Origin of the sequence: Jatrophihabitans sp. (assembly GCF_036000465.1) — a bacterium.
Lineage (GTDB): Bacteria > Actinomycetota > Actinomycetes > Mycobacteriales > Jatrophihabitantaceae > Jatrophihabitans.
In genome coordinates this window covers 159,061-177,512 of sequence record NZ_DASYFV010000044.1, presented here as the reverse complement: position 1 = coordinate 177,512, position 18,452 = coordinate 159,061, and the positions used below count along the sequence as shown (strand labels likewise).

The 18,452-nt window shown below is 72.2% G+C and carries 20 protein-coding genes; 13 read left to right on the top strand and 7 right to left on the bottom strand.

Annotated features, from left to right (window positions below):
• Positions 1 to 27: 27 nt before the first annotated feature.
• On the top strand, positions 28 to 1,104 hold the full coding sequence (locus tag VGN18_RS14730; protein ID WP_327540460.1) for a lysophospholipid acyltransferase family protein: 1,077 nt from the start codon (positions 28 to 30) through the stop codon (positions 1,102 to 1,104).
• An 11-nt stretch (positions 1,105 to 1,115) separates the two neighbouring features.
• On the top strand, positions 1,116 to 1,517 hold the full coding sequence (locus VGN18_RS14725) for a DUF2784 domain-containing protein (RefSeq protein ID WP_327540459.1): 402 nt from the start codon (positions 1,116 to 1,118) through the stop codon (positions 1,515 to 1,517).
• Here the strand turns inward: VGN18_RS14725 and VGN18_RS14720 are convergent.
• From VGN18_RS14720 to VGN18_RS14710, 3 genes are all read right to left on the bottom strand, one after another.
• A complete protein-coding gene (locus VGN18_RS14720) occupies positions 1,474 to 2,367 on the bottom strand; it encodes an HAD family hydrolase (RefSeq protein WP_327540458.1) in 894 nt (297 codons plus the stop codon). The two genes, VGN18_RS14725 and VGN18_RS14720, sit on opposite strands and share 44 nt — an antisense overlap.
• Positions 2,368 to 2,455: 88 nt before the next feature.
• Positions 2,456 to 3,649 carry a DUF5667 domain-containing protein gene (locus tag VGN18_RS14715; protein WP_327540457.1) on the bottom strand — a complete coding sequence of 398 codons (1,194 nt, stop codon included), beginning with the start codon at positions 3,647 to 3,649 and terminating at the stop codon, positions 2,456 to 2,458.
• A gap of 138 nt (positions 3,650 to 3,787) precedes the next feature.
• Positions 3,788 to 4,579: a sigma-70 family RNA polymerase sigma factor gene (locus VGN18_RS14710; protein WP_327540456.1), complete on the bottom strand. Its 792-nt coding sequence runs from the start codon at positions 4,577 to 4,579 to the stop codon at positions 3,788 to 3,790.
• A gap of 313 nt (positions 4,580 to 4,892) precedes the next feature.
• On the opposite strand from VGN18_RS14710, the gene VGN18_RS14705 reads away from it, so the two are divergent.
• The 7 genes from VGN18_RS14705 (at position 4,893) to VGN18_RS14675 (ending at position 11,748) form a co-directional block, all read left to right on the top strand.
• Positions 4,893 to 6,317 carry an AMP-binding protein gene (locus tag VGN18_RS14705; protein WP_327540455.1) on the top strand — a complete coding sequence of 475 codons (1,425 nt, stop codon included), beginning with the start codon at positions 4,893 to 4,895 and terminating at the stop codon, positions 6,315 to 6,317.
• Complete coding sequence (locus VGN18_RS14700) at positions 6,304 to 6,552, top strand: glutaredoxin family protein (RefSeq protein WP_327540454.1); 249 nt, start codon at positions 6,304 to 6,306, stop codon at positions 6,550 to 6,552. The genes VGN18_RS14705 and VGN18_RS14700 overlap by 14 nt, the downstream gene beginning before the upstream one ends.
• A gap of 186 nt (positions 6,553 to 6,738) precedes the next feature.
• Positions 6,739 to 7,527, top strand: a complete 789-nt coding sequence (locus VGN18_RS14695; RefSeq protein WP_327540453.1) for a redox-sensing transcriptional repressor Rex — start codon at positions 6,739 to 6,741, stop codon at positions 7,525 to 7,527.
• Between the two features lie 82 nt (positions 7,528 to 7,609).
• The gene (locus VGN18_RS14690; protein WP_327540452.1) at positions 7,610 to 8,905 is read left to right on the top strand and encodes a glutamyl-tRNA reductase; all 1,296 of its coding nucleotides are present in this window, start codon (positions 7,610 to 7,612) and stop codon (positions 8,903 to 8,905) included.
• Complete coding sequence (gene hemC, locus VGN18_RS14685) at positions 8,902 to 9,825, top strand: hydroxymethylbilane synthase (RefSeq protein ID WP_327540451.1); 924 nt, start codon at positions 8,902 to 8,904, stop codon at positions 9,823 to 9,825. Before VGN18_RS14690 ends, hemC begins: the two co-directional genes overlap by 4 nt.
• Complete coding sequence (locus VGN18_RS14680; protein ID WP_327540450.1) at positions 9,822 to 11,378, top strand: uroporphyrinogen-III synthase; 1,557 nt, start codon at positions 9,822 to 9,824, stop codon at positions 11,376 to 11,378. The genes hemC and VGN18_RS14680 overlap by 4 nt, the downstream gene beginning before the upstream one ends.
• Before the next feature lie 217 nt (positions 11,379 to 11,595).
• On the top strand, positions 11,596 to 11,748 hold the full coding sequence (locus VGN18_RS14675) for a hypothetical protein (protein WP_327540449.1): 153 nt from the start codon (positions 11,596 to 11,598) through the stop codon (positions 11,746 to 11,748).
• A gap of 10 nt (positions 11,749 to 11,758) precedes the next feature.
• Here the strand turns inward: VGN18_RS14675 and VGN18_RS14670 are convergent, their stop codons facing one another.
• The 3 genes from VGN18_RS14670 to VGN18_RS14660 all read right to left on the bottom strand — a co-directional run bounded on the left by VGN18_RS14670 (position 11,759) and on the right by VGN18_RS14660 (position 13,543).
• Complete coding sequence (locus VGN18_RS14670) at positions 11,759 to 11,986, bottom strand: hypothetical protein (protein ID WP_327540448.1); 228 nt, start codon at positions 11,984 to 11,986, stop codon at positions 11,759 to 11,761.
• Between the two features lie 31 nt (positions 11,987 to 12,017).
• Positions 12,018 to 12,755, bottom strand: coding sequence for a hypothetical protein (locus VGN18_RS14665; protein ID WP_327540447.1), 738 nt, complete (start codon positions 12,753 to 12,755; stop codon positions 12,018 to 12,020).
• Positions 12,756 to 12,892: 137 nt separating this feature from the next.
• Positions 12,893 to 13,543 carry a DUF6318 family protein gene (locus VGN18_RS14660; RefSeq protein ID WP_327540446.1) on the bottom strand — a complete coding sequence of 217 codons (651 nt, stop codon included), beginning with the start codon at positions 13,541 to 13,543 and terminating at the stop codon, positions 12,893 to 12,895.
• A gap of 124 nt (positions 13,544 to 13,667) precedes the next feature.
• On the opposite strand from VGN18_RS14660, the gene hemB reads away from it, so the two are divergent.
• From hemB to hemL, 3 genes are read left to right on the top strand one after another with little or no spacing between them, the layout of a single operon-like run.
• The gene (hemB, locus tag VGN18_RS14655) at positions 13,668 to 14,663 is read left to right on the top strand and encodes a porphobilinogen synthase (RefSeq protein WP_327540445.1); all 996 of its coding nucleotides are present in this window, start codon (positions 13,668 to 13,670) and stop codon (positions 14,661 to 14,663) included.
• Positions 14,660 to 15,595, top strand: a complete 936-nt coding sequence (locus VGN18_RS14650) for a GNAT family N-acetyltransferase (protein WP_327540444.1) — start codon at positions 14,660 to 14,662, stop codon at positions 15,593 to 15,595. The genes hemB and VGN18_RS14650 overlap by 4 nt, the downstream gene beginning before the upstream one ends.
• A gap of 47 nt (positions 15,596 to 15,642) precedes the next feature.
• A complete protein-coding gene (gene hemL / locus VGN18_RS14645; protein WP_327540443.1) occupies positions 15,643 to 16,947 on the top strand; it encodes a glutamate-1-semialdehyde 2,1-aminomutase in 1,305 nt (434 codons plus the stop codon).
• On the opposite strand, the gene VGN18_RS14640 is transcribed toward hemL, so the two are convergent.
• The gene (locus VGN18_RS14640) at positions 16,944 to 17,726 is read right to left on the bottom strand and encodes a maleylpyruvate isomerase N-terminal domain-containing protein (protein WP_327540442.1); all 783 of its coding nucleotides are present in this window, start codon (positions 17,724 to 17,726) and stop codon (positions 16,944 to 16,946) included. The two genes, hemL and VGN18_RS14640, sit on opposite strands and share 4 nt — an antisense overlap.
• Before the next feature lie 39 nt (positions 17,727 to 17,765).
• Here VGN18_RS14640 and VGN18_RS14635 point away from each other — a divergent pair, with 39 nt between their 5' ends.
• Positions 17,766 to 18,395 carry a histidine phosphatase family protein gene (locus VGN18_RS14635; RefSeq protein WP_327540441.1) on the top strand — a complete coding sequence of 210 codons (630 nt, stop codon included), beginning with the start codon at positions 17,766 to 17,768 and terminating at the stop codon, positions 18,393 to 18,395.
• The last annotated feature ends 57 nt before the right edge of the window (positions 18,396 to 18,452 follow it).

Below are 18,452 nucleotides of genomic sequence, written 5' to 3'. Positions count from 1 at the left end.
TCGCGGCCCGAGGGGACGGGGAGGCAGATGAAGGACGCGAAGCTCCCCACCGGCCCCGAGACGCTCGACCCGACCCCGCCCTCCGGCGATGCCGTCGTGATCCCGCTGCACGGCGCCGACGCGGCGCCGCTCGCCCGGCCGCGGCGCCGCGGCCGTCCGGTCCCGGGACCGGGTCGCCCGGAGGCCGCCATCCTCGCGCTGCCGGCCGGCGACCCGACGAGCTCCGCCGCGCCGGCACCGGCGCCGGCGACGATCCGGCGGCCGAGCCGGGACGAGCGGTGGGCCGAGGCGCTGGCCTTCGTGCGCCGCCGGCTCGACGGTGACTACGAGGTCGACGAGTTCGGCTTCGACCGCGACCTGGCCGCGAACGCCGTGCTGCCGGTGCTGAAGCCCCTCTACGACCAGTGGTTCCGCGTCGAGGTCAACGGCATCGAGCACATCCCGGATGTCGGCGGCGCGCTCCTCGTCGCCAACCACGCGGGCGGTATCTGGGCCGTCGATGCCGCGATGACCGCCGTCGCGGTGCATACCGAGCACCCGGCCGGTCGCTTCCTGCGCCTGCTCGGTGCCGACCTCGTCTTCAGCACGCCCGGGCTCGGCTCGCTGGCCCGCAAGGCCGGCACGGCCCGCGCCTGCAGCGCCGACGCCGAGCGGTTGCTCGCCGACGGCGAGCTCGTCGGTGTCTGGCCCGAGGGCTTCAAGGGCATCGGCAAGCCGTTCCGCGAGCGGTACAAGCTGCAGCGCTTCGGCCGCGGCGGGTTCGTGCACGCGGCGATCAAGGCCGGCGTGCCGATCATCCCGGTGTCGATCGTCGGCTCCGAGGAGATCCACCCCGTCCTCGGCAACGCGAAGGCGCTGGCCCGTCTGCTCAACCTGCCCTACTTCCCGCTGACCCCGACCTTCCCGTGGCTCGGCCCGCTCGGGCTCGTCCCGCTGCCGAGCAAGTGGTACATCGAGTTCGGCGCGGCGATCCACACCGAGGCCCTGAGCCCGGACGCCGCCGACGACGCCGTGGCGGTCTTCGACATCACCGACCGCGTCCGCGAGACGATCCAAAGCACCCTTTACCGGCTGCTGGTGCAACGGCGCTCGGTCTGGCGCTGACGGTGCACGCCGTGTGGCGCGGCCTCGGCATCACGATGGCGGCCGGCCACTACGTGTTCCTCGCCTACCTGCTCGCCGGCGGCTTCCTGGCGTGGCGGTGGCGCTGGAGCATCGTGCCGCACGTCCTGGCCGCTGTCTGGGCGACGCTGATCCTCACCACCCGGGTGCCGTGCCCGCTCACCGCCCTGCAGAACAACTTCCGCGAGCGCGCCGGGCAGCGGCCGATCAGCGGCGGGTTCATCGAGCACTACGTGCGCGGTGTCCTCTACCCGGCGGCCTACGAGCACGAGGCACAGGCGCTCCTCGGGCTGGTCGTGCTGGCATCGTGGATCGGTTTCGTTCGGCGCCGGGGACGCCGCAGCAACGTATCTAGCGACGCAGCAGGGCGGCCCGCAGCATCGCCCCGGCAGTAGGTGGCGGGACGGCCGCCGCCTCGGCCTCGAGCCGGCGCGCGCGCCGCACGGCCAGTCCGGCGGCCACGCCACCGGCCGTGGCCCCGATGCCGAGCGCGGTGGGGATGCCGATCCTGGCCGCCTTGCGACCGGTGCGGAAGTCGCGGATCTCCCACCCGCGCCGCTTCGCCTCGGCCCGCAGCGCCGAGTCGGGATTGACCGCGACGGCCCGGCCGACCAGCGAGAGCATCGGCAGGTCGTTGATCGAGTCGGAGTAGGCCGAGCAGAACGCCAGGTCGAGGCCCTCGAGCGCAGCCAGCTTGCGGACCGCCGCCGCCTTGGCCTCGCCGTGCAGCACGTCGCCGACGAGCCGGCCGGTGTAGACGCCGTCTTCCGACTCGGCGACGGTGCCGAGCGCGCCGGTGAGCGCCAGCCGCTGGGCGATGATGGTGGCCAGCTCGACCGGGGTGGCGGTGACCAGCCAGACCCGCTGGCCGGCATCGAGGTGCAGCCGGGCGAGCGCGTGCGTGCCGCGCCAGATCTTGTCGGCCATCTCCTCGTCGAAGATCTCCTCGCCGAGGGCGACGATCTCCTCGACCTTCTTTCCCGCGACGAAGGCGAGCGCCGATTCGCGGGTGGTGTGCAGGTCGTCCGGGTGCTCGCCGCGCAGCCGCAGGCGGACCTGGCGAGCCATGAAGGTGGCGAGGTCGCGCCAGGTGAAGAAGTCGCGGGCGGCCATGCCCTTGGCGAAGTGGAAGATCGACGCACCGATCATCATGGTGTTGTCGACGTCGAAGAAGGCGGCGGCCTTCGGGTCGGGCGAGACCGTGAGAGCCCACTCGAGTTCGTCCACCGCCCTACCCGACTTCACCGGACCAGCGTAACGATGCCGCGTGGGCGCCGGATGAGCTGCGGGTTAACGCGGTGCTACCGCGTCGTGCAGCGGGGCGTGGCGTCGGTTACGGCGCGCTCGAGCTGGGGCAGCCGATCCGGATGCCCAGCACGGTGACGCTGCAGCTCGTGGCCGACAGCGGGCCACCGGTGCTCGTCGGCAGCGGCAGCTTGAGCGGGAGTGTCGGCAGCGGGAGCGGCAGGGCCGGCGTCGTCGGCGTCGCGATCGGAAGCAGCGGCGTGCCGCTCGTCGATCCGCCGGTGGCACCGATCGGGCCGGGAACCGTCGCCGTCGAGTGCCGGCCGTTCGGGACGGTGACGCGCGGCGCGGGCTTCGCGGCCGTCCGACCCTTCGTCGGCGTCGGCCGGACGACGGTGCGATCGATGCACGGCTTCGGGCCGAGGCTGTCCTTCGGCGCCGTCGCCAGGCAGGTGGAGCCGATCCGGCTCTCCAGGGTCTGGGCGCGGAGGCTCGCGGCGCGGACGAAGCCGGCGGAATTCAGAGCCTGCTGGCGCACGGCCGGGTCGGACACGGCGCCGGCGAGGGCCTGGAGGCGCTGCTGCTGGCCGGGCGCCCAGGTCGTCAGGGTGGTCAGCGGGGCGGCCGAGTGGTTCCTGACCGCGTCGGTGCCGAGCAGGGACGAGGCCGAGGCGACGTCGGAGTTCGCCGAGGTGAGGTTGCCGGTGATGAGCCGAGCGGTCGAGGCCGACATCCCGCCACCGGCGAGGGTGCCGGAACCCGCGCCCAGGGCGGACGTGTGGGTGACGAGGTCGTTGGCCTCGGCGACCCGGGTGGCTGCGAGGTCGAGGTACTGCTTCGCCTTGCCGGCGTCGGTGGTGGCCATGGACAGGCGGACGTTCTCGCTCGCGCGCTTGAGCCCGTAGAGCGCGTCGCCGGGCAGCGACTTCTGGCTCATCCAGACCGCGCCGCCGAGCAGGACGAGGAACGCACAGGCGACGGTGGCGGCAACGGCGAGGGGGCGGGCGAGGGAGAAGCCGCGGCGCCGCTCGGCGGCCCCGGCCTTGACCGTGCTCGCGACCCGGCCGGACGACTTCTGCTGCTCGGCGGCGCCCTCGGCGATGATGCGCGGGGCGACGGCGACGAGCTGGGCCCGCAGTTCGGCGCGGAAGTGCGCGCGCGGCGCGGGCGCGATCTGCACCGACTTCAGCTGGGTGAGGACCGCCTGCACCCGCGGGTCACGCGAGTTCTCCGGGTCCTCGAACCGGCGCAACGTCGGCATCGAGACGCGATGCTCAGACATGTGATCCCGCTCCTGCTCCCGCACAGCCACACTGCTGTGCGCCGCAAACGTTTCCGGTCAACCGCCGCGTGAAGGCGGGGTTCACTGGGTCCAACGACGCACGGGCCGGAGCGTTACTGCTCTCCTCGCGATTGGTCGTCATCGCAGATCGCCGCCGACGATGCCGGCGAGCTTGCGGACGGCACGGTGCTGCAGGGCCTTGATGGCCCCGTCGTTCTTGCCCATCACCGAGGCGGTCTCGCTGACCGACAACCCCTGGATGAAGCGGAGCATCACGCACTCGCGCTGCTCGTCGCCGAGCTGGGCCACGGCCTCCATGAGTCGCTCGGACTGCAGGGTGTCGAGCACCGCCGTCTCCGTGCTCTGGGCGTGCTCCTTGCCCTCGATGGTGTCGGCGGTCGTCACCTCGAGGCGGTGCCGGGCGGACTTCACGTGGTCGAGCACGATGTTGCGCGCGATGGTGATGAACCAGGCGCCGATGTCGCGGCCCTGGTAGCTGATGGTGGTGATGCGGCGCAGCGCGCGCAGGAAGGTCTCGCTGGTGAAGTCCTCCGCGAGCGCGCGGTCGTTGACCCGGTAGTAGATGAAGCGGAAGACGGTGTCCACGTAGCGGTCGTACAGCTGGCCGAAGGCCTCGCCGTCGCCGTCCTGGGCCAGGCGCACGAGCCGCCAGGACTCGAGGTGGCTCTCGTCGACCGGCTCCTCGGGCGGCGTCTCGACCGGTTGCAGGGTGCGGCCGACGCGGCTGTGCGGGCGGGGCCGGCGGGCCACCGGCGGGGTCTCGATCGCGGCCTGCCCGGCGAACTGCGGGCCGCCGAAGGCCGGCTGCGTACCCATGGCCAGGAGTGCGTCGTTGATGAGATCGGCGAGGACGCGCAACCCTCCGCGGGCACCGTCGTGCGCCGAAAGGCGCAGGGCGATGCCGGTCATCGAGGGTCCCTTCAGCCTGTGGGGGCTCGGCTGTGCTGTCACGGCGGGGGCCGTGTGAAGACTTTGCTAATTCTACCGGCCCGTAACCTCGATGAATAGGCCTGAGAACGGGCATTACTGCCGGGTAGATCAAGCTTTGTCCGCATATCGCCGGCCGCGATATTCCGATGTCTCACCCCCCAGCTTGCACCCTTTCGGCGTGATGGCAAGGGTTGTCCTGTTCGCTGGCACGGGGGCTCGCGCCTAGGGTCGACCCTGACGCGGCACCCCCACGGAAGGCCTACAGGTGAGTCACCCAGGACCCTCGGAGCTGTTGCGACGCGCGGCGCGCGAGCGCCCGGAGCGCCTGGCGCTCGTCGCCGGCGTGACCCGTCTCACCTGGCACGGGTTCGACGCCTCCGTCACCTCGGCCGCGCTCGCCCTGCTCGCGGCCGGGCCGGCCCCGGGCGACCGGGTGATGCTGCAGCTCGGCACGGGCGCCGACTTCGCGGTGCTGTACCTGGGGGCGCTGCGGGCGGGGCTGGTGGCGGTACCGGTCAACCCGTCGTACACGCCGGCCGAGGTCGAGCACATCCGCACCGACTCCGGGGCCGTCCTGCACCTCGACGCCACCTCGGCCCGCGGCCTGCTCGCCGGCGCGCCGTCGGGCCCCGACCCGCGCAACGATCGGGCGCCCGAGGACGTCGCCGCACTGATGTACACCAGCGGCACCAGCGGGCGGGCCAAGGGCGCGATGCTGTCGGCCCGGGCGCTCGGCGCCAACCTCGACCAGATCGCCGCGGTCGAACCGGCGCTGCTCACCGGCGACGACGTGCTGCTGGTGCCGCTGCCGCTCTCGCACATCTTCGGGCTCAACGCCGGTCTCGGGATGGCGCTGCGCACCGGCGCCACGGCCGTCCTCGTCGATCGCTTCGAGCCGGGCGCGACGCTCGAGACGATGGCCGCCGAGGGCGTCACGGCGCTGCTGGGGGTGCCCGGGCAGTACGGCGCGTGGCTGGCCCATCCGGCCATGGCGCGGGGTTTCGCGTCGGTGCGCTTCGCGATGTCCGGGTCGGCCACGCTCGGCAAGGGGATCGTCGACGGGTTCGCCGCGGCCGGGGTCACCGTCCACGACGGCTACGGACTGACCGAGGCCGCACCGGTGGTCACGATCAACGCCCTCGGTCCCGGCCGCGAGCACCCGACCATCGGCCACGTCGGCCTGCCGCTGCCCGGCATCGAGGTCGAGCTCCGCGACCCCGAGGGCGAAGTGGTCGACGAGGACGGCGACCCCGGACGCATCTGGATCCGCGGTGACAACCTCTTCTCCGGCTACTGGCCCGACGGTGCCGACGGCCCGGACGCCGACGGCTGGTTCGGCACGGGCGACATCGCGATCGCCGACGGGCTCGGGCAGCTGCGCCTCGTCGGGCGCACCTCGGATCTCGTGATCGTCTACGGGTTCAACGTCTACCCGGCCGAGGTCGAGTCGGCGCTGGCCGACGCCGACGGCGTGGCCGAGGTGGCGGTCGTGGGCGTGGCCGACGCGAGGACCGGCGAGGCGGTGCGGGCCTACGTCGTGCCGGCGCTCGGTGTCACCCTGCGGCCGGAGGAGCTGCTCGCCGTCGCCTCCCGCTCGCTGGCCCGATTCAAGCTGCCGAGCGCGATCGAGATCGTCACGTCGCTCCCGCGCACCGTCACCGGCAAGATCATGAAGTGGCAGCTCGACCGCGGGGAGGATGTCGATGGCCCCGCGTGACCACCAGGTGACCCTGATCACCCGGGCGGGGTGTCATCTGTGTGAGGCCGCCGAGCAGCTGCTCCGCCGGCTGTCCGGCGAGCTCGGCTACGGCTACCGCGAGGTGGACGTCGATGCCGCCGAGAAACTGCGGGCCGAGTACTCCGACCGGGTTCCGGTCGTTCTCATCGACGGCAAGGAACACGGGTACTGGCGGGTGGAGGAGCCGCGCTTCCGCAAGGCGCTCGCACGCTGACCGCGGGCGCCCGGCCCGACGGCACCCGAACGGCTGAGAGGCCATATAACACGGGCCTTCTCGATTTGGGAAAACTTTCACGAGCGGCGTACCTTTCAGTCCCGTAAGCCGCCACTACCACACCGGTTCCGGCGTCTGCTCAGGTGGCTGATCACCTGGTCCCCGGCCGGTTCCTCCGAGGTGCTGATGACCGTTCCGCGCGATGCCCGCGGCACCGACATCGACGCTGTCGCAGACCCGCGACGCGCCGAGGCGCGGTCGACGGCGGACTTCCGCGCGGGGGACCCGCGCCCGGTGCCGGAGGCCCGTGTCGTTCCGGAGGCCCGAATCGTCCCGGAAGCCACGGTCGCCCGACTGGCCACCTATCTGCGGGCCCTCAGCAGCCTGGCCGAGCGCGGTATCTCCACGGTGTCGTCCGAGGAACTGTCCGGCGCGGCCGGCGTGAACTCCGCCCTCCTGCGCAAGGACCTCTCCTTCCTCGGCTCGTACGGCATCCGCGGGGTCGGCTACGAGGTCACCACCCTCACCGAGCAGATCTCGCGGACGCTCGGCCTCACCGTCCACCGGGCCGTCGCCCTCATCGGCGTCGGCAATCTGGGCCAGGCGCTGGCCGGGTACGCCGGCTTCGCCTCCCGCGGCTTCCGGGTCGAGGCCCTGGTCGATGCCGACCCGAACCGCGTCGGCACCACGATCCGCGGGCTCGTCGTCGGCGACATCGCCGATCTCGCGAGCATCGTCGCCGAGCACGAGATCACCATCGCCGTGCTCGCGGTCCCGGCCGCGGCCGCGCAGGAGGTCTGCGACCGCCTCGTCGACGCCGGGGTCACGAGCATCCTGAACTTCGCGCCGACCGTCGTGTCGGTGCCGGCGCACGTCGACATGCGCAAGGTCGACCTCGCCGCCGAGCTGCAGATCCTCTCGTTCCACGAGACGCGCAAGGCCGCGGCGGCACTGGCCGAGGCGGCGTCGTCATGAGCGACGCGCGCGGGGCGAACCATGGGCACGGGTACGAACCGGCGACGGGCCCGAACGCCGTGAGTGACCCAGAGGTGGGCTCATGAGTGTTCTCGTGGTCGGTTTGTCGCACCGGACGGCGCCGGTGTCGGTGCTGGAGAAGGCGTCCGTTCCGATGGACGACGTCCGCAAGACGCTCGACGAGCTGCACGACGCCGAGATGATCAGCGAGGTGCTGCTGCTCTCGACGTGCAACCGCATCGAGGTCTACGCCGACGTCGCCCGCTTCCACCCGGCGGTCGCCGAGATCACCACCGTGCTCGCGCGCCACGCGGGGCTGTCGGTCGCCGACCTGTCCGACCACCTCTACGTCCACTTCGCCGAGGCCGCGGCCGAGCACATGTTCACCGTCGCCGCCGGACTCGACTCGATGGTCATCGGCGAGTCGCAGATCCTCGGCCAGCTGCGCTCGGCCTACGCGCTCGGCACCGAGATCGGGTCGATCGGCAGCGTGCTGCACGATCTCGCCCAGACCTCGCTGCGCGTCGGCAAGCGGGTGCACTCCGAGACCGGCATCGATCGCGCCGGCGCGTCGATCGTCTCGGTCGCGCTCGACCACGCCGAGGCGCAGCTGGGCTCGCTCGACGGGCGCCGCGCGCTCATCATCGGCGCCGGGTCGATGGGCGCGCTGTCCGGGGCGACGCTGCGCCGCCGCGGCGTCACCGACATCGTCGTCGCCAACCGGTCGGCCGAACGGGCCGAGCGGCTCGCGGCCAACCTCGACGGCCGGGCCGTCACGCTGGCCGAGGTGCCGGCCGCGATCGCCGGCGTCGACCTCGTCGTGTCGTCGACCGGGTCCACCGGGCTGGTCGTCGAGGCCGACGCAATCGGCTCGCGCACCTCACCTCTCGTCGTCCTCGACCTCGCCCTGCCGCGCGACGTCGACCCGGCGGTGGCCACCCTGCCCGGCGTCACCTATGTCGACCTCGACACCCTGCGCACCGACGGCGCGATGGTGAGCGAGGGCGAGGTCGAGTCCGCGTCGACGATCGTCGCCGCCGAGCTCCGCGCGCATCTCGCCGCCCAGCAGAGCCTGGCCGTCGCGCCGACGGTCACCGCGCTGCGGGCCCGGGCCAACCAGGTCATCGACGGCGAGCTCGTCCGGCTCGACGCCCGGCTGCCCGATCTCGACCCGGTCGCGCGCCGCGAGGTCGCCGACGCCGTCCGCCGCGCGGTCGAGAAACTGCTGCACGCGCCGACGGTCCGGGTCAAGGAACTCGCGGCCACGCCCGGTGGCGACCAGTACGCCACCGCGCTCCGCGAGCTGTTCGGCCTCGACCCCGCCGCAGCCGAGTCGGTCGTCGCCGTGAAGCAGCCTGCACGCGAGGGGGGCCAGTGACGGTAACCCGAACGCTGCGCGTGGGTACCCGCGCCAGCGCCCTCGCCCGTACCCAGACGGACCTGATCGCCAACGCGCTCGGCGTCCCGTTCGAGATCGTCCCGATCGTGACCGAGGGCGACCGCTCGTCGGCCGCGCTGACCCAGATCGGCGGCACCGGCGTCTTCGTGTCGGCCCTGCGCACCGCGCTGCTCGAGGACCGGATCGACGTCGCCGTCCACTCGTACAAGGACCTCCCGACCGCACCGGCCGACGGCATCGTCGTCGCCGCGGTCCCCGCCCGCGAGGACGCGCGCGACGCGCTGATCGCGCGCGACAACCTGACCCTCGGGGAGCTGCCGCCCGGCTCGCGGGTGGGCACCGGCGCGCCGCGCCGCGCGGCCCAGCTCAACGCCCTCGGCCTGGGGCTGGAGATCGTCCCGATCCGGGGCAACGTCGACACCCGGGTGCGCAAGGTGACCGAGGGCGAGCTCGACGGCGTCGTCCTCGCCTACGCCGGGCTGCGCCGTCTCGGCCGGGCCGACGAGATCACCGAGATCCTCGATCCGATCCAGGTGCTGCCCGCACCGGCCCAGGGCGCACTGGCCATCGAGTGCCGCGCGTCCGACCAGTCGGCGATCGACGTGCTGTCCGCGCTCGATCACGCCGACACCCGGGCCACCGTCACCGCCGAGCGGGCCCTGCTCGCGGCGTTGGAGGCCGGTTGCTCCGCCCCTGTCGGTGCCCTGGCGGAAGTCGCCGAAGGGGACGACGGGGTGCTCGAAGTGTTCCTACGGGGTTCGGTCACGGCGATCGACGGCAGTGCTGCCGTCCGGTTGTCGGCCACCGGACCCACCACCGATGCCGAAGGCGTCGGCCGGCGGCTTGCCGCCGAGCTGATCGCCGAAGGCGCAAACACCATGATGGGGAGCTCTACATGACCCGCGCGCGCAAGATCGTCGGCCGGATCACCTTTGTCGGTGCCGGCCCCGGCGACCCCGGGCTGCTGACGACCCATGCGGCGGAGGCGATCCGAGCCGCGGACATCGTCATCGCCGACGCGACGGTGCCGTCGACGATCACCGCCCTCGCCACCGGTGAGGTCCGTCCCGCCGAGACGGTCCCGGCCGAGACCGCGAAGGGCCTGCTCGCCGAGGCGCGCAACGGTCACAACGTCACCCGTCTCGTGGCCGGCGACCCGTTCGTCGACCAGGGTGCGGTGAAGGAGGCGCTCGCCGTCGCCAAGACCGTCGTCCCGTTCGACGTCGTCCCGGGCATCGCGCTCGGCGCCGGCACCGCGGCCTACGCCGGTGTGCCGCTCGGCGCCGTGCGCACCGAGGCCGACCTCTCCGACGTCGCGAACGCCGACTACGACTCGCTCGCACACGCGGCCGGCACCCTGGTGCTGACGGTCGAGGCGTCCGAGGTGCAGTACGTCGGCGAGCAGCTCGTGGCCAACGGCCTCAAGCCCGACACCCCGGTCGCCATCAGCTGCAGCGGCACGACGACCGGCCAGCAGACCGTCGTCGGCGTCATCGGCGAGCTCGAGCTGGCGGCGGTCGGCATGACCGGCACCGTCGTCGTCGCGGTCGGCAAGGCCGCATCGCAGCGCGAGAAGCTCGCCTGGTGGGAGTCGCGCGCGCTGTACGGCTGGAAGGTGCTCGTGCCGCGGACGAAGGAGCAGGCCGGCGCGATGAGCGACCGCCTGCGCGGCTTCGGCGCCGTGCCGGTCGAGGTGCCGACCATCGCTGTCGAGCCGCCCCGCACGCCGACCCAGATGGAGCGCGCGATCAAGGGCCTCGTCACCGGCCGCTACGAGTGGATCGTCTTCACCTCGACGAACGCCGTGCGCGCCGTCCGGGAGAAGTTCGAGGAGTTCGGTCTCGACGCGCGCGCGTTCGCCGGCGTGAAGATCGGCTGCGTGGGCGAGGCGACGGCCGACGCCGTGCGCGCGTTCGGCATCAAGCCCGAGCTCGTGCCGTCGGGCGAGCAGTCGTCCGAGGGTCTGCTGGCCGACTTCCCGCCGTTCGACGACGTGCTCGACCCGATCGACCGCGTGCTGCTGCCGCGGGCCGACATCGCGACCGAGACGCTGGCCGCCGGCCTGCGCGAGCTCGGCTGGGAGATCGACGACGTCACGGCATACCGCACGGTACGGGCGGCTCCGCCCGCAGCCGAGATCCGCGACGCGATCAAGTCCGGCGGCTTCCAGGCGGTCTGCTTCACGTCGTCCTCGACCGTGCGCAACCTCGTCGGCATCGCCGGCAAGCCGCACGCCCGCACCGTCGTCGCCTGCATCGGCCCGCAGACCGCGGCCACCGCGCGCGAGTTCGGCCTGCGGGTCGACGTGCAGCCCGAGTCGGCCACGATCCCGGCGCTGATCGACGCGCTCGCAGAGTTCGCGGTCGCCCGCGCGGCCGCCGAGAAGGAGAAGGCGGCCGAGCTGGCCGCCAAGAAGGCGTCCCGGCCGTCGAGCCGCCGGGCGTCCCGCTAGTCCCGTTGCCGGGGCCTGTTGCTGCCGCTGGTATTTCCCGGTGGGCAGCAACCGGCCACGGCACAAGCTGACAATTCGCGTTCACCCGGCGGTCGTCCGGCGCCTCTAGTCCTCGTCGCAAATCCGACGAAGGGGACATGATGCGCGCACGAGCACTACGCAAGAGTCCGGCTCGACCGTCTACGACACCGTCGTCTTCGCCGTCAACGGCACGAAGGTGTCGAACGCGAGCACCTCGAGTGCCTGGTTCCGGACGACCGCCTCGCTCGGGGCGTACGCCGGGCAGACGGTGACGCTGACGATGACCGCGACCAACGACAGCAGCCTGCCGACCTCGTTCTGGCTGGACGACGTGAGCGTGCTCGCCTGAGGCGCCGCGATCAGCTCTCGTCGTCGAGGTCCGGCGTGAGAGCCCGGCCGCCGGCGCCGAGGTGCGGGCGGGGCCGGCGGGGTTCCCGCACGCCCGCTCCGCCGCCGTCATCGGGCCCGGGGTCGTTACGACGAAGCTGCGCCATCTTCACTCGGACGGTCGAGGTGAACGGATCTTCGCCCTCGGTCCAGAGGTGCTCCAGGGCGGCCGCGTGATCGTCGGCAGGTGGCTCACCCATGGGACCAGTGAAGCACCGCTGTTCCGGTTCGTCAGGGGTTCGGGGGCGGGACCAGGATTCCGCGGGCTTGCATGAGCGTGATCGTGTGCTGGGCGGTCGGGCCGGTGATCGGCTGCGGGATGTCGGTCCAGGTCGCGTTGTCGAAACTGAACTGCGCGTGCCAGGTGACGGACAGCGAGATCGTCATCGGACCGGTGCGCTCGTAGGTGTGGCCGTAGTAATCGGCGCACTGGGCGGTGTGGCACGGGTCGCCGGTCTTGTCGTAGGGCTTGCCGGGGGTCGTGACGGTATCCGTGCTGCCGTCGCCGAAGTTCCAGGCCGCATGGTCGAACGCGATGCGCAGGTGCACCGTCCGGCCGACGATCTGCACCGCGCCGAGCGAGCGGTCGGTGCCGGTGCCGGCCCACAGCACGGTTTCGGCCTGGACGAGAGCCGTGGTCGTCCAGGCCGACCCGATCGCGACGTGCGGGAGCAGACGAAACGCCTGTTCCTGGATGTCGGCCATGGTGACGGCCGGGGCTGCCACGCCCGGGCACCAGACCACGGGGTTGCGCCACGCGCTGTTCACCAGTGTCAACGTGGCGAAGGCGGTCTTCACGATCGTCTTGTGGCTGAGCGGATCGATGGACGTGCACGACTGCGGCGGACCGCACTCTGCATTCCAGCCCTTGCTGGCGAGGGCTACCGCGCTGCCGCAGGCGATGGTCTTCGTGGGCGGACCGGTCGGAGCGGCCTCGCTGAGGTCCGGAAGGCAATGGCCCTTCAGCATGACGCCCTGCGCCCCACCCAGCACGCCGGTCGATCCAGCGATTACGCAAGGCGACCCGTCCGGCGACGTGGCGCCGGCGGGATTGCAGCTGGCAAATGCGGTCGCGAGCAGCGCGATCAACAAGGCGATCGCGGTCTTCATCGGAGAGTCAATTCGACTACCGACCAGGCGGCGTTGTGCCATCGCAGGTAGGGCCGCTCACGGTAGTCGGTGAAGGCTCCCTGACCGTCGATGAATCGTCCGGTGGAATCCACGACCTCGACGGACGTGACATCGAAATGCACGAACTCACTGGTCTCTGCCCCGTTTGGACCACCGAGCCCTCCAGGAACCAACTTGCGGATCGTGAAGCGGCCACCGATGAAGTGGCGAGTTCGAGAGCCTGCGCCATCGATCGCCTTCTTCAGGCTTGCGCAGCCCACGCAATCTGGTGCGGCGAAGTGGCGCATGTAGGTAGTGCTCGTCGTCGCGTAGGCCCAGTCGATCGTCTGGATGAAGAACTTGGCGAAGGCGGCGGCTCCGGCGGGGGTGTGCTTGGTCGCGGCGAGGGGCATGACGGGCGGGTGCTCGCCGGGCTTGATGTTCGGGCCGGTGGTCGGGACATCGGCCGGCACGGTCGGGGTGACCGGGGCGGGAGTCGTGGCGATCGAAGAGGTGGTCGGGACCGGCGTGCTCGGCGTGCTCGAGGTCTGCGCCGGGGTATGGGCGGGCGGGGTCGACGAGCTCGTGCAGGCAGCGACGCTGGCCGCACCCAGCAGGCATGCCGCAATTGCCCGGATTCTCCGCACGCCTAGATGATGCCCGAATCGGATGTCGGGCGACACCGGAAGCGGGCGACCTGTGGACAACGGTCCGCCGCTGCGGCCGGAGAAGCGGGGTGGTCGGAAGGTCGCCGCGCGTAAGGTCGAAAGCGTGCCGCTGCCCGAACTGCCGCCGTTCCCGATCAGCCGTCCGCGCCGCCTCCGCCGCACGCCGGCGCTGCGCCGCCTGGTGAGCGAGGTCCACCTGCGACCGAGCGATCTCGTGCTGCCGATGTTCGTGCGCGAGGGCATCGACGGCGCGCAGCCGATCAGCACCATGCCCGGCGTCGTCCAGCACTCGATGGACACGTTGGTGAAGGCGGCGGTCGAGGCCACCGAGGCCGGCGTCGGCGGATTGATGATCTTCGGCGTGCCCGAGCGCAAGGACGCCCGCGGCTCCGGTGCCGACGATCCGGACGGCATCCTCAACGTCGCGCTGCGGCGCCTGCACGACGAGCTCGGCGACGCGACCGTGCTGATGTCCGACCTGTGCCTCGACGAGTTCACCGACCACGGCCACTGCGGCGTGCTCGACGCGCAGGGGGCGGTCGACAACGACGCCACCCTCGAGCGCTACGCCGCGATGGCCCTGGCCCAGGCCGAGACCGGCGCCCATCTGCTCGGCACCAGCGGCATGATGGACGGCCAGGTCGGCGCGGTGCGGCAGGCGCTCGATGCGGCCGGTCACGTCGACACCGGCATCCTTGCCTACGCCCCCAAGTACGCCTCCGGCTTCTACGGCCCCTTCCGCGAGGCGGTCAACTCGAGCCTGCAGGGCGATCGCGCGACCTACCAGCAGGACGCGAGTCGCAGCGTCGCCGACGCGCTCGCCGAGGTCGCGCTCGACGTCGCCGAGGGCGCCGATCTGGTGATGGTGAAACCGGCGCTGCCGTACCTCGACATCCTGCGCGCGGTCGCCGACACCAGCCCGGTTCCGGTCGCGGCGTACCAGATCAGTGGCGAGTTCGCGATGGTCGAGGCCGCGGCCGAGCGCGGCTGGCTCGACCGCGAGCGCGTCATGCTCGAGACGCTGACCTCCATCAAGCGGGCCGGGGCCTCGGTGATCCTGACGTACTGGGCGACCGAGGTGGCTAACCTGCTCGGGTGAATTCCGAGGCGGCGTCGACGTACGACGAGCCGGCCCGCTCGTTCGCCGGCGTCTGGTTCTTCACCGCGCTGATGGTGGTCGGGTTCGGCATCGACGCCGTACTCAGCGGGCGGGGCGCCGTCACCCACCTGCCCGGCTGGCTGCTCGCCGCCGCGCTCGTGATCGGCGTCAACCTGCTCGTCGTGCACGCCGCCCGGTCGACGAAGTCGCTGCACCTCACAGCCGAGGAGTTACGAGTGGGGGACGAGGCGATCGGACGGGCCGAGATCGTCGGCGTCGGCATCGGCCATGACCCCGAGCTGCCCGTACTCGGCTGGACGACCGGCATGCCGCGGGGCGTGAAGGGCGTGACCGTGCGGCTCTTCGACGACCAGGACGTCGTGATCCCCACCCGCTTCCCCGAGCGGCTGATCGCGGCGCTCGGGATCGGGCAGTCGACCGAACGGGCCCCGGCCGAGGTGCGTCCGGCCACGGCCGACGACCTCGCCCGGCTGCCCGAGATCGACGAGCGGGCCGAGACGATCTTCCGCATCGCCGGCTACGACCTGCCCGAGTTCGCCGAGCCCGACGATCACGACATCCTCGCCGTGTTCGTCATCGAGAGCCCGGCGGTCGGCTACCTGCAGCTGGAGGAGCGCGACGGGCTGGCCTACATCCACGAGGTCGCGGTCATCCCCAAGTCGATGAAGCAGGGGCTCGGGTCGCAGCTGCTCGAGCACGCCTGCGATTGGGCCCGCGAGCACGGCTACGACGCGATCACCCTGACGACCTACGCCGACGTGCCATGGAACGCCCCCTTCTACGCCCGCCGCGGTTTCGTCGAGATGGAGAGCACTGCTCTCGGTCCCGAACTCGAGGCGACCCGGGCCCGGGAGGTCGAGGTCGGCCTCGACGCGGTCGGGCGGCGGATCGCCATGCGGCGCGACCTGTAGCGCCGCCGCCAGCATCGGGCCCCGGCCTCTTTGCGAGACTGGAAGGCGTGTCCGACGCTCCCGCCTCCGCTGCCCTGTTCGACCGCGCCCAGCGCGTCATCCCCGGCGGGGTGAACTCGCCGGTCCGGGCCTTCCGCGCGGTCGGGGGCACGCCGCGGTTCATGGTCAGCGGCAGCGGGCCCTACATCACCGATGCCGACGGCGAGCGCTACGTCGACCTCGTCTCGTCCTGGGGGCCGATGATCCTCGGTCACGCCCACCCGGCGATCGTCGAGGCCGTGCAGAAGGCGGCCGCCGAGGGGTTGTCGTTCGGCACGCCGACGATCGGAGAGGTCGAACTCGCCGAGGAACTCGTGAACCGCATCGCGCCGGTCGACGAGGTGCGCCTGGTCAACTCCGGCACCGAGGCCACCATGTCGGCGGTGCGACTGGCCCGCGGCTTCACCGGCCGCCACCGCATCGTGAAGTTCGCCGGCTGCTACCACGGCCACGTCGACTCGCTGCTCGCCTCGGCCGGCTCGGGCGTCATCACCCTCGGCCTGCCCGACACCCCCGGCGTCACCGGGGCACAGACCGCCGAGACGATCGTGCTGCCCTACAACGATCTCGCCGCCGTCGAGGCCTGCTTCGAGGAGTTCGGCGGCGACATCGCCTGCCTGATCACCGAGGCTGCCGCTGGCAACATGGGCGCGATCGCGCCGCTGCCGGAGTTCAATGCCGGGCTGCGCGAGATCACGCTGCGCCACGGCGCGCTGCTGATCATGGACGAGGTGATGACCGGCTTCCGCGTCTCGGCGTCGGGTTGGTACGGCCTCGACCCGGTCGACGCCGACCTGTTCACCTTCGGCAAGGTGATGAGCGGCGGGCTGCCCGCCGCGGCGTTCGGCGGTCGCGGCGACGTCATGTCCAGGCTCGCGCCGGCCGGCCCGGTCTACCAGGCCGGGACGCTCTCGGGGAACCCGGTGGCCGTCGCGGCCGGGCTCACCACGCTGCGCACCGCCGACGCCGCCACCTACGCCACCCTCGACGCCAACGCCCGCACCGTCGGCGCGATGACCTCGGCCGCGCTCACCGCCGCCGGCGTCACGCACCAGCTCCAGCACGCCGGCAACATGTTCTCGATCTTCTTCGCCGACGCCCCGGTCACCGACTTCGCGGGCGCCCAGGCGGCCGAGACGTGGCGGTTCAAGCCGTTCTTCCACGCCATGCTCGACGCCGGGGTCTACCTGCCGCCCAGCGCGTTCGAGGCCTGGTTCGTCAACGCCGCGATGGACGTCGATGCGATGGCGATCATCGAGGCGGCCCTTCCAGCCGCCGCCCGGGCTGCCGCCGAGGCCGCGCCACCCGCCTAGATGGCGTCGTTCACCACCGCCTGCAACCGGGCGAAGTCGTCGCGGTCGCCCTCGATCGCGACGTCCTCGAGCGTCGGCCGCTGCCACAGCCAGGCGTCGAGGTCGCGGGCCGTCGCCGTCACCGTGAACGTCGGCTCGCCCGACTCGAGCACGAGCACGCTCGGCTCGTCGGCGTAGACGGTGCCGCCGGGGTGCGTCCCGCTGAGCGTGCCGACCTGCAGGAGCAGGTCGGTCCTCGTGTCGGTCATGACGAGGCGCCCGACCGGGCCGGTCGGGGCGAACGTCGCCCATGCCGGGGTGCGCCCGCCGTAGAAGATCTCGAACCCCTCGACGACGCCGTCTGCGGCGAGGGTCGGGTCGAGGTCGGTGACCGCGCCGACGGTGAGCTCGGCGTCGAGGCGGTGGATGAGCGCCTCCTGGGCCATGCGGCGCCGGATGAAGCCCATCGTGTGGTCGTCGGACCACGTCCAGACCGGCACGTCGTCGGGGCTCGCCTCGAGCGCGGCGATCAGCTGCGCGCTCGCGGTGTCGAACTGGGCGAGCAGGCCGTCGTAGTCGTCGGCGCGGGGCGGCTTGGCCGCCTCGGACGGCCCGGGATCGTCGAGCCGGTCGCGCGCGACGACACCCCAGAACAGCTGCACCTCGGTCAGGTGCCAGAGCAGGTCGGCGGCCGTCCAGTCGGGGCAGCTCGGCACCGGCGCCGCCGGGTTCGCGTCGCGCAGAACGGTGACGAAACGGTCGGACTCGGATCGGACGTGGCGCAGGAAGTCGATCGGCATGAAACCGACGCTAGCCGGGTCGTCTGACACGATTACCGCGTGACGACAACGGTCCACCTGCTCCGCCACGGCGAGGTGCACAACCCCGACCGGGTGCTCTACGGACGGCTGCCCGGCTTCCGGCTCAGCGACCTCGGCGTGCGCCAGGCCCAGGCCGCAGCCGACTGGCTGCGCACCCGCGACATCGCCTACCTCGTCTCCTCCCCGCTCGAACGGGCCCAGCAGACGGCCCGGCCGCTCGCCGACGCCCTCGACCTCGAGATCGGCACCGACGAGCGCCTCATCGAGGCCGACAACCGGCTCCAGGGCCGCGCCGTCGCCGGGGGCAAGGGGCTCTTCACCGATCCGTCCAACTGGAAGTACTTCACCAACCCGATCCGGCCGTCCTGGGGCGAGCCCTACACCGAGGTCGCGGAGCGCGTGCTCGCCGCCGCCCGGGCCGCCCGCGAGCGGGCCGAGGGGCGCGAGGCGGTGTGCGTCAGCCACCAACTGCCGATCGTCGCCGCCCGCCGCAGCGCCGAGGGCAAGCGGCTGTTCCACGATCCCCGCAAACGGCAGTGCAACCTCGCCTCCGTCACGTCCCTGACCTTCGACGGGGAGGTGATCGTCCGGGTCGACTACGCCGAACCGGCGGCGGCGCTTCCGGCCGGCCACGGAGCGGGTGCCTGAGACAGGTCACAGCCGGCTGAGGGGGTGTCGCCGCACTTATCCGCGTCATTCACACTG